Source organism: Vibrio sp. JZG120 (assembly GCF_053890955.1).
Window position 1 is genome coordinate 1 of the sequence record NZ_JBSRRK010000029.1, and the last position, 8826, is coordinate 8826.

Genomic DNA, 8826 nt, shown 5'->3' on the forward strand with positions numbered 1-8826 from the left:
AAAAGCGGTATGGTTATCATAAGCGCTCACTCTCAGAGACAGCAATGTATCGGGTAAAACAGTTGTTAGGTGGGAAATTAAGCCTGAGGGGCTACAACGCTCAAGTTGGTGAGACTTACGCTATGATCAAAGCGCTGAACAAGCTTACAGGGCTAGGTATGCCTGAAACTCAGTATGTTGTTTAAGAACTGAACAACATGGGACTACCATGTCTTCTCATCGAATTAAGCAACAAAGCCGACATCGAAAGAAGTTCAAAAATTGGTATCAGCGACCATATCGCAAAGCCAATTAATTTTACTGAACTGGAAAAAGTACTCGCAAAGTGGCTATCTCAGCAATTGCTGAAATAGCCACTATCAATCAAAAAGTGTTGTTATCTTTTTTCTGAATTAACTCAATAGCATAACCATCTGGGTCTTTAACAAACGCGATTTCAGTTGTGCCGCCTTTAACAGGACCCGGCTCACGACTCACATTACCGCCAGCAGCTTTAATGTCTTCGCAAGCTTTATAAATATCATCAAACTCAATAGCAATATGACCGTATGCATTACCTAAATCATAGCTGTCTGTATCCCAGTTATAAGTAAGCTCAAGCACTGTCGAATTTTTTTCATCACCATAACCGACAAAAGCAAGGGTGTAGCGGTACTCTTCGTTGTCTGCACGACGCAGCTCTTTCATACCTAATACCTGCGTATAAAACTCAATTGATTTGTCTAAATCAGCAACGCGAAGCATTGTGTGTAATAAGCGCACTTTTAGCATCTTTAAATTCGCACAATTCCAATAACGCAGTGTGGTATAAGGCTGCGCGTTAAAATTATCAGAAATGGATTATAAGTTATTTCGATTGCTTGTACAGTAGCATTGAGACAAATCGCAAAGTCCATGCGGCTTTATTGCCGAATTCGAGTGAACTAAATCAGAATCTTACGATCAGATCAGTAACATTCAATCGCTAACGACGATTCCATGCCAAAACCTCGCTACAAAACCACTAACTGGCATCAGTACAATAACTCTCTGATTAAACGTGGCTCGCTTACATTTTGGATTGACGAAGAGTCGATAAATCAGTGGAAGCAATCAAAGCAGTACAAACGGGGGCATCCACGACAGTTTAGCGATCTTGCTATTACGACAGCACTCATGGTGAAACGTATCTTCTCTTTACCTTTAAGAGCGTTACAAGGCATCACCGACTCCGTATTTAAACTGGCAAATGTCCCCTTGGTTTGCCCACTAATCTTCCCCTCAAATAACTGCCTTTTTTCTTTTAAACGGAGTCAAGCTTTCAGAGAGTTAATTGTTTTAATATTCTCACTTCGTATCGATGTATAGGGCGGTATAGAGTATGTACCCACAACATGTGCTACTAAATCACTCACCCCCTCAGAGTACAGAGAAACCTCCCCAACCACGAGAGTACGGCCGACTTTTATCAGAGAACATTCCGCAATGATTCGCTCATTTGCCGATGGCTTACGTAAGAAGTTGATGTTAAGGCTAGTTGTTACTGCCAATGGCACGATGCCAATTTTACCAAGTATCGCCACATAAAGTGCCACATCAGCCACACTCATTAAAACAGGCCCCGAAACCGTTCCGCCAGGACGTAATTCATCCTGACCTACATGATGAGATACAGTCGCTCTACCGTTGCTCACTGCTTCCACAACGCATTTACTTTGTGGAAACTCCGATTTCATGAAAGCGATAACTTCTTCTTTTGTAGCTGTCATTGAGACTCCTTAAATATTTATTCACGTTTATAGGCACCTGGTGAAGCGTTGCTCCAAGACTTCTATACCCCATTTTGAGCCTAGTTTCTCTTCCACCAATGTAAAGCCCTGACTTTCGTAAAGATATCGAGCTGCATTAAGCCCTGAGAAAGTCCATAAGTTGATTTGGACGAAACCCTGAGCATCGGCAAAAGCTAATGCAGAATTGAGAAGCTGTTTACCTAGTCCGAAACCTCTCAAAGATTCGTCCACAATGAACCATCGTAAATGTGCTCGATTATGCCCAAGATCTTCACCATCAATGGCAACATATGGATTTTATCGTCCCGTTTGATCGTCCAAATTGTGAGAGAGTAATAAAGATTCATACTTAGTATTAAAGTATCATACTAAAATGCCCCATTGTGATTTTCGCTCATTAAATTACTTGTCGTTCTGGCTCCAAATTTCCCCCAATAAAATTCATGTGAAAAAATACATGTGGTTGCGTAATTATTCGTTAAAGGTGAGTAATTGGGAATCGGTGCCTGGAGATATGCTGAAAATGATATTGAGTCACTTCGGGACAGAAGCGAGTTAGTCTTAAAGTTTTAAATCACTAGTTCAGACTGTCGGAAAGGTAGCAAGTGCCCCTTCAAAGATTTTTTTATTAACTGTGATTTAAGATAAAAATTGCTCGCGGAATCTTAGTTACTCTGTTTTTACTAGAATGTCATAGGCTTAAGATAACAATGTCCACTGTATTCAGAACAATTGATGGTCGTATAGTGCCGATTAAGAATGGAAAGCAAATTGATGTTAACAAAGCCAACGTAGTTAAACCCAAACGGCCTAAAGGCTTTGTTTCTACTAATGCTTATTACGGTGCATCTAAAGCATTTACTATACCTAACGCGAATTGTCCAAAGTGCGGTGCTAGCGTCTACTACTACGAACACCCAAATGGTGCACGAGTGTTTTTTGACTCTCTAGGGCCACCTTGGCCGAAACATCCATGCACGGTTTCGATGACATCTCTACAGTCAAAGAAAAATACAAAACCGATATTAGAGAATGGCGGCTGGAAACCTCTTCTCATCAAAAACATAGTAAGCTCTGATGTTCAAGAAGGATATACAGTACTGGCTGAAGCTGATGATAGCCGTGATACATTTGAAATTGATATTAAGCCAGCGTTGATGAGGCAAAAACAGTTTAAACGCAAAAGTATAGAATCTTTATTGTTGTATGGCCGCCCTGTAGGGGAGAGCAAAGCAGAAATAGCAATTACATGTGGTCTATTTGACTGGATAATGTTCGGTAGAGTGAAGCGGGATACTCGCCAGCAATACATTAAGCCAGCACCTCGAGAGTTAGATGTAAAAGAGCCAATACAACGTCTAATAAGCCAAAAAAACAAGAATATAAGTTTTTCCACCCAAAAAGAAGAAAGCCGATGGATATTCACCATGAATATTGATGGTCAAGAATATAAACTCATCGAAGATAGTGCCAAGCTTGTTAATAAATTATGCAAGGCTGAACAGGATACTACCTCTGCTTGGTATAGAATTGCTAAAAGTTCAAAAAATTACTACATAACCATTGTCAACACATCAATAAACTATCAAAAGTCACAATCCTTCAAACCACATGGCAGAGAAGAAGTCAGTGCCTCATCGCTAATCATCAAGCATCTGGGCTATGTAGAAGTTAAAAAAATAGAGCGAGCTGACAATTCGAGCCAAATCACCATTATTGGAAAACAGGCAGAAAAAACGTTATCTATTTCCCTCGATATTATGGAACTATTGAAACGAACCTCTTTGGACAAGCTATTTTTGGAGCAGAACCTCATAGCCCTTGAGAGGCATGGCGAGACCCACTTGCTAAGAATTGGAGGCACGTTGCTAGATGGTGCGTCCTTTGTTTTCTATAAGTGATGTTTAAGCTACGATTTGGGACAAAAGCGCCTTAGAACATCCACTCTAAAACATGTATGCCCCATTCGGTGTTAAAGTAATTACTCAGTGGCAAACCAGTTCCACTGAAATTACATTACTTTGGTTAATGGTTACCAGCAAGCTAATAACAAACTGCGCTGCGCCGATGCGCATAATCTCCAAAAAGTGTTCAATAAACGATGTTTTGAACGAGTTATTTCCGCCTGCATGGTTAAGCTAGTTTGTTTGTAGTTTCTTCTCACTTGTGGACATTTCGAGTTAGAGATTGTAGTCGCCAACACCTTCAGTAAAATTACATTTTCGGTAAAGCTTGAGCTATAACCAACAGAATCAGCCAACCAACTATTGTCCAGCCAAACGCTAAATTTAATATAAACATGACTGTTGGCAATTTCGCTCCTGGCCAATGTTCTCTTTTTTTAGCCACAATAGCGTATGGCAAAAAAAATAGCTGAAGCCCAAGCAAAATGATCACAATTGGCAGTGAAATGATAAACTTAAGAAACTTCATTTTAACCCCCTTAAATACAAATGACGATTCATATTAATAGTCAATTTTTTCATTTGCTTGTGTTAAGCAGCGTTCTAAAATGCCTAATATTTTGTATATACTCAAGCTCTTACAGATTTGGCAATATGAGCGCAGCGTAATTCTGGTTCTTACTATAACTACAGTTATCATAAACTCAGCTATTAGTTCCGTAATTGAGTAGTAATTGCACTAAGGCTCTTTCGGAGCGAGTAGTTAAGAGGTTGTTCGTGTTTTGCATGTATAGCGAAAAATGCCGCATAAAGTGAACCAGATATTTCAGATCGATGATGAGCAGTTTTGTCCAAAGTTTGCACCTTGAGAAGTGGAGACGCATTGCCATACGAACGATGAATATCTCGCTCATGGGTAGATTTCGACCAACAAGCAAAAAGCAGTGACCTTTTACTCGGGTTCTTTAAACATATTAGCCATACTTTCATTACACCTCATCGCAGAGGCAAACAAGAAGTCAGACTGACTGGTGGCAGCATTGTGCGCTAGATCCATTTCACTATCCGTGCTGAGCTTGTTTCCTGACATGCACATACTAATAGCTTCAGCCGCTAACTCGGAGTGGCCGAATATATCCAAACACAAGGTAGCCACTTCGCTATTTGTTAGCTGTCGACCTGCTATCTGGTATCCTCTGAGCGCAACATATGCGACGCTCGCGGCTGTTATGGCACCAGAATAATTCAGATATACACCATCGTTGGTGCTCAGTCCTGAGTTAAATTTTTGCTGAAGCGCAGCAACGTCAGATGCCAGTAGGGGCTTCAGCTCTGCTGATACATCTCCGATAGTGGCTTTCTTTTTGAAGATTCCTAATATTTTGCTAATCATCGCGTTATCATCTTTTTGTTTATTGTCTACTGAGTCGCTATAAAGCTGTTAATCAATACTATTACGGTAGCCATTCGATTGATCTTCGACGGAGTTATTGAGCCTTTAGGCATATAGGCTCCAGAAGAGCTTAGCGGCTTTACCACTACAATCATATTCATTTGCTTGCATTAAGCTGAAGTTTTCTAGCTTAACTCGTGCTGAAACACTTTTGAACAAAATCTTTTTAGATCATCGACGAACCTGCTCATTCGATATGAACTTCTAAAGCATATGTCGTGAGGAAAATGTACCTTCTATGATTAATTTTAAACATAGAAGATAATTACAAGTAACTTTTAAGCAGCTTGAAAGTTTATTTAAATTGAGGTAATATAATTCGAAAGGTATACAATTGAATTAGAAATCACTTCTGTTTCACTTCTATTTCTTTTGTTCGGTTTTAGTTTGACCTCTAGGGGTGTTTTATGACTATTGAATTACTTATTAGGTTTAAAAACGAAGATTTGTCTAACGCTACGTTAATTGCAGATAAGCTAGGAGTATCTATCGAGGATGCACTAAATGTATCTCTTAAAAATCAGGTGAAATTTTTAGATAAAAAGGAAGATGAGGATAAAAAAATGGAACAAAGTAGATTAATGAACAGCGCATTGCATAATGCATTTATGTTAGAGGAAGGGAGCGAGTTCTCTCTTACTGATTTACTTGGTGATGCATGGTCTCAGGTGGAGAGTCCTCGTGCATTTGGCCGCTACTTCAGGAAAGAGCTTGAGTCATTAGAAATTGGCATTTTATCGCATAAAACAATTGAGAATAAAGCTATTTATAAGCGAACAGATAAAGGTGTAAAACCAGATTTAAATTAAGAGCAGTTGTATGTGCTCACACGTCGATTATGCTGAGCTATTAATGATACTGCACACTCACGTAAGCGACTTTTTCCATACTTTTAATAATTCATGCTTTGCTAAATTAGCCTTTTCGCTAAAACGAAAATGTCCAATGGCATGCTGGCTGCGATCGCGCTAGCACGCCTATGCCCCAAACTCGTTTAGAGAGCGACAAATAGGTTAATTTTTTAACTGTTGCTGGCTTAGTTAACCAAACGTGTAAAACCAAAGGCATCAACTTTCGGCATCTGCAAATCGGTGGTCACAAATTTTAATGGCAATCTTTGTAATTAGATTCCAAACAGCGAAGAGATATGTTTTGAGCCTTGCCTACATCTTGATTACTCATTAATCCAGAAAGATTTTCAAGGAACTCATTTCCCCTCTTATGCCCATTATATTTAGCAAGGGATATCCACATATAACCTAAAACATAATTTTCAAGTATGCCCTCACCGATAGCGTACATCACCCCAAGATTAAACTGAGCATCTGAATTGCCTTGCTCAGCGGCTTTGCGAAGCCACTTAACCGCCTCTTGGTCATTTTCAGGCACGCCCTTACCGTCAGCGTACATCAACCCAAGCTTTAATTGAGCATCTAAATTGCCTTGCTCAGCGGCTTTGCGAAACCACTTCTCCACCTCTTGGTCATTTTCAGGCACGCCCTTACCGAGGGCGTACATCGACCCAAGAATATATTGAGCATCTGAATTGCCTTGCTCAGCGGCTTTGCGAAACCACTTCGCCGCCTCTTGTTCATATTCAGGCACGCCATCTCTGAGGGCGTACATCAACCCAAGCTTATATTGAGCATCTAAATCGCCTTGTGCGGCTAGCTTATTGAGTTCTTCAAACTCACTAGCTACCACATTAAGCGACAGCGACCACCAAACCAAAAAAAATAAAATTTTCTTCATATTTACAACAACCCAACGAGAATAAAACTAAGTAATAAATGGATTAAAACATCCTAACATCAAATAGCCTTTACAAAAACGGTGTTCATTATGCCCAATATCTTAAATAGCGAAGTTTGGCCATAAAAGCGGCTCTTCCAGCCCCTAAAACGCGCTCAGGCGCGTTTTTTAGTACCTAGCTATTCATTTCTATGTATTAATGATTTTGAAAGTTTGTGACAGATTTTAGCTTTCGTAAGCGTCGAAATGCCCCATATGGAGAAATGTGCAAATCAGTGAAGAAAGGCTCATTTGTACATGTTTCAACAGGAGGATCTCTTGTGGTCAGCTAACACGTTTCTGTCCAGATTTGTTTTACGTCACAGTTTTTAAGCCCACTCAGGGATACAACCGCTGTAGTGTGTTTAACCCAATCAACGTTGAAAATCATGGATGACATTAGATGAATGTTTGTTCTACGATAAATATGCGTTCAACATAACCAAGATATGATGAAAACCGTATGTAACGGAATACGACCTGATGAAATAAAGTCGTAACTTCATTTATTAAAGCTATTTTGGTAATGCTATTACCAGATTGATACAAGGAGATAAACGCATGAAGCATGCAAATTCAGGGAGACACATATTTTCCTTTGAAGGTGGTGACCAACTTACCACTATTGGCGCTAGTTTCTTCGTTTCGTATCTTTACTATCTGCACGTTGATACAACTCATAAGAGCTGGACTTCGATAAAGACGCAGAAATCTCGCATTAGCACGATTAAAAGATCAGTCAATTATCATCGTGCTTGGCTAAAGCATATAGGCAGCATGAGCGAAGCTAACCTGAATAGAAATACTCTAGGTTTGGACGGAACAGCTATTAAAAAAATGGCATTGGCTATAGAAAAGTCACTATGAACTATAAAGGCGACCTTTCTGATTGTTATCGAAGCTATCTTGACTTAATTTTACTTCCAGATTCAGGGTGTTCGGCACTGATCGGGACAAAAGCAACTCAGTCATTAATCACATTTTTCACTCGCGCCTCTGTTCATCAGAGCAATCAAGTAGCATCATTTCAATTTACCGTAATCGACTAAGATGAAGAATTAGTGAAGCATCCAGACGTTACATCCCTGTTTAAATACTGCCCTATCGGTAAGAATCAATTAAGTGCACTTTCTCAACAGAGAATGTGGTACTCAAAGCCAGCAGGTTTTAATGACCCGTTCGATACTCGATTTTCTGTAAAGGGCGAAAAATTTGCATATGTACAGGAAACCGATTCTCAAAAACTCCAGTATGTTTTTGACGAGGATATGAGTAGTGCGATCGCTAAGAAAAAAGTATCACTTGATGGACACTTAGAAGAGTTTCGTAAGGGGATTGAAGAGCTTGGAATACTGTCATTAGCTGATAGTAATGAAAACCTTTTAATGTGGTCTCATTATGCGGCAGACCATAAAGGAATGTGTTTAGAGTTTCAGCGTCGTCCGGATTCAGCGTTAGGTGATTCAAAAAGCTGTAACCCTGTTAACTACATCGATAGTCACCCGACCTTAAATACAAAGGCCTTAATTGATAAAACTGATGCTCTCGCAAGTAAACGACGTATACTTTATTCAAAATCAAAGCATTGGAGGTATGAGCAAGAGTGGCGACATATTGTTGAGGACGGTAATAAGTTACACCCATGGCCCGCACCTTTGAAAGCGGTATACTTTGGATGCAAAGTTGATGAGTCGGATATCACATTAGTTAAGAACGTTATCGCTGACCCTACAATACAATATTTTATGGGATACCAGTACAGTGATAAATTTGGAGTTCACTTTAAGCAATGCTGATCAAGCACTAGTAGCAGTGTTGAGAAGATCTCTCACGTCTCACAACTCTCCGAAATCCTCAGCGCATCTTCAATCTCAACACCAAGGTATTCAATCGTACTTTCTAACTTAGC

General features: G+C 39.7%; 11 protein-coding genes and 3 pseudogenes. 7 read left to right on the top strand and 7 right to left on the bottom strand.

The features are described 5' to 3' along the window. Positions 1 to 185 (top strand): annotated as a pseudogene (locus tag ACWPOD_RS23390) (IS5/IS1182 family transposase); the annotation flags it as partial. A 12-nt stretch (positions 186 to 197) separates the two neighbouring features. Next, positions 198 to 353 carry a hypothetical protein gene (locus tag ACWPOD_RS23395; protein ID WP_456232294.1) on the top strand — a complete coding sequence of 52 codons (156 nt, stop codon included), beginning with the start codon at positions 198 to 200 and terminating at the stop codon, positions 351 to 353. A 10-nt stretch (positions 354 to 363) separates the two neighbouring features. Here ACWPOD_RS23395 and gloA read toward each other — a convergent pair whose 3' ends face one another. Continuing rightward, the gene (gene gloA, locus ACWPOD_RS23400) at positions 364 to 771 is read right to left on the bottom strand and encodes a lactoylglutathione lyase (protein ID WP_282150483.1); all 408 of its coding nucleotides are present in this window, start codon (positions 769 to 771) and stop codon (positions 364 to 366) included. 207 nt (positions 772 to 978) lie between these two features. Between gloA and ACWPOD_RS23405 the strand changes: the two are divergent. After that, a pseudogene (locus tag ACWPOD_RS23405) lies at positions 979 to 1248 on the top strand (transposase); the annotation flags it as partial. 44 nt (positions 1249 to 1292) lie between these two features. Here the strand turns inward: ACWPOD_RS23405 and ACWPOD_RS23410 are convergent. Together ACWPOD_RS23410 and ACWPOD_RS23415 are read right to left on the bottom strand one after the other, a co-directional pair. Next, positions 1293 to 1748, bottom strand: coding sequence for a PaaI family thioesterase (locus ACWPOD_RS23410; protein ID WP_282150484.1), 456 nt, complete (start codon positions 1746 to 1748; stop codon positions 1293 to 1295). A gap of 27 nt (positions 1749 to 1775) precedes the next feature. After that, the gene (locus ACWPOD_RS23415) at positions 1776 to 2051 is read right to left on the bottom strand and encodes a GNAT family N-acetyltransferase (protein ID WP_425597799.1); all 276 of its coding nucleotides are present in this window, start codon (positions 2049 to 2051) and stop codon (positions 1776 to 1778) included. Between the two features lie 428 nt (positions 2052 to 2479). Between ACWPOD_RS23415 and ACWPOD_RS23420 the strand changes: the two genes are divergently transcribed. After that, complete coding sequence (locus tag ACWPOD_RS23420) at positions 2480 to 3670, top strand: hypothetical protein (RefSeq protein WP_169608780.1); 1191 nt, start codon at positions 2480 to 2482, stop codon at positions 3668 to 3670. A 313-nt stretch (positions 3671 to 3983) separates the two neighbouring features. Here the strand turns inward: ACWPOD_RS23420 and ACWPOD_RS23425 are convergent, their stop codons facing one another. Both ACWPOD_RS23425 and ACWPOD_RS23430 read right to left on the bottom strand, forming a co-directional pair. Further along, the gene (locus ACWPOD_RS23425) at positions 3984 to 4202 is read right to left on the bottom strand and encodes a hypothetical protein (protein ID WP_265572084.1); all 219 of its coding nucleotides are present in this window, start codon (positions 4200 to 4202) and stop codon (positions 3984 to 3986) included. Between the two features lie 423 nt (positions 4203 to 4625). After that, positions 4626 to 5066 (bottom strand): hypothetical protein, encoded by a 441-nt coding sequence (locus tag ACWPOD_RS23430; RefSeq protein ID WP_104975177.1) that lies wholly within the window; start codon positions 5064 to 5066, stop codon positions 4626 to 4628. Positions 5067 to 5533: 467 nt separating this feature from the next. Between ACWPOD_RS23430 and ACWPOD_RS23435 the strand changes: the two genes are divergently transcribed. Then, positions 5534 to 5935, top strand: a complete 402-nt coding sequence (locus ACWPOD_RS23435; RefSeq protein ID WP_104975178.1) for a DUF1413 domain-containing protein — start codon at positions 5534 to 5536, stop codon at positions 5933 to 5935. 295 nt (positions 5936 to 6230) lie between these two features. On the opposite strand, the gene ACWPOD_RS23440 is transcribed toward ACWPOD_RS23435, so the two are convergent. Then, positions 6231 to 6878: a tetratricopeptide repeat protein gene (locus ACWPOD_RS23440; protein ID WP_395220775.1), complete on the bottom strand. Its 648-nt coding sequence runs from the start codon at positions 6876 to 6878 to the stop codon at positions 6231 to 6233. 600 nt (positions 6879 to 7478) lie between these two features. Here ACWPOD_RS23440 and ACWPOD_RS23445 point away from each other — a divergent pair. After that, on the top strand, positions 7479 to 7784 hold the full coding sequence (locus tag ACWPOD_RS23445; protein ID WP_456232295.1) for a hypothetical protein: 306 nt from the start codon (positions 7479 to 7481) through the stop codon (positions 7782 to 7784). A 194-nt stretch (positions 7785 to 7978) separates the two neighbouring features. Then, entirely contained in the window at positions 7979 to 8713 is a 735-nt protein-coding gene (locus ACWPOD_RS23450) for a DUF2971 domain-containing protein (protein ID WP_456232296.1), read from the top strand. A gap of 32 nt (positions 8714 to 8745) precedes the next feature. Here ACWPOD_RS23450 and ACWPOD_RS23455 read toward each other — a convergent pair. Then, positions 8746 to 8826: pseudogene (locus ACWPOD_RS23455) on the bottom strand (integrase); the annotation flags it as partial.

What these genes read in the sequence shown, in the direction of transcription:
- ACWPOD_RS23420 (WP_169608780.1), top strand. Translation starts at nt 2,480, where the DNA reads ATGTCCACTGTATTCAGAACAATTGATGGTCGTATAGTGCCGATTAAG.
- ACWPOD_RS23410 (WP_282150484.1), bottom strand. Translation starts at nt 1,748, where the DNA reads ATGACAGCTACAAAAGAAGAAGTTATCGCTTTCATGAAATCGGAGTTT.
- ACWPOD_RS23395 (WP_456232294.1), top strand. Translation starts at nt 198, where the DNA reads ATGGGACTACCATGTCTTCTCATCGAATTAAGCAACAAAGCCGACATC.
- ACWPOD_RS23440 (WP_395220775.1), bottom strand. Translation starts at nt 6,878, where the DNA reads ATGAAGAAAATTTTATTTTTTTTGGTTTGGTGGTCGCTGTCGCTTAAT.
- ACWPOD_RS23445 (WP_456232295.1), top strand. Translation starts at nt 7,479, where the DNA reads ATGAAGCATGCAAATTCAGGGAGACACATATTTTCCTTTGAAGGTGGT.
- ACWPOD_RS23430 (WP_104975177.1), bottom strand. Translation starts at nt 5,066, where the DNA reads ATGATTAGCAAAATATTAGGAATCTTCAAAAAGAAAGCCACTATCGGA.
- gloA (WP_282150483.1), bottom strand. Translation starts at nt 771, where the DNA reads ATGCTAAAAGTGCGCTTATTACACACAATGCTTCGCGTTGCTGATTTA.
- ACWPOD_RS23435 (WP_104975178.1), top strand. Translation starts at nt 5,534, where the DNA reads ATGACTATTGAATTACTTATTAGGTTTAAAAACGAAGATTTGTCTAAC.
- ACWPOD_RS23425 (WP_265572084.1), bottom strand. Translation starts at nt 4,202, where the DNA reads ATGAAGTTTCTTAAGTTTATCATTTCACTGCCAATTGTGATCATTTTG.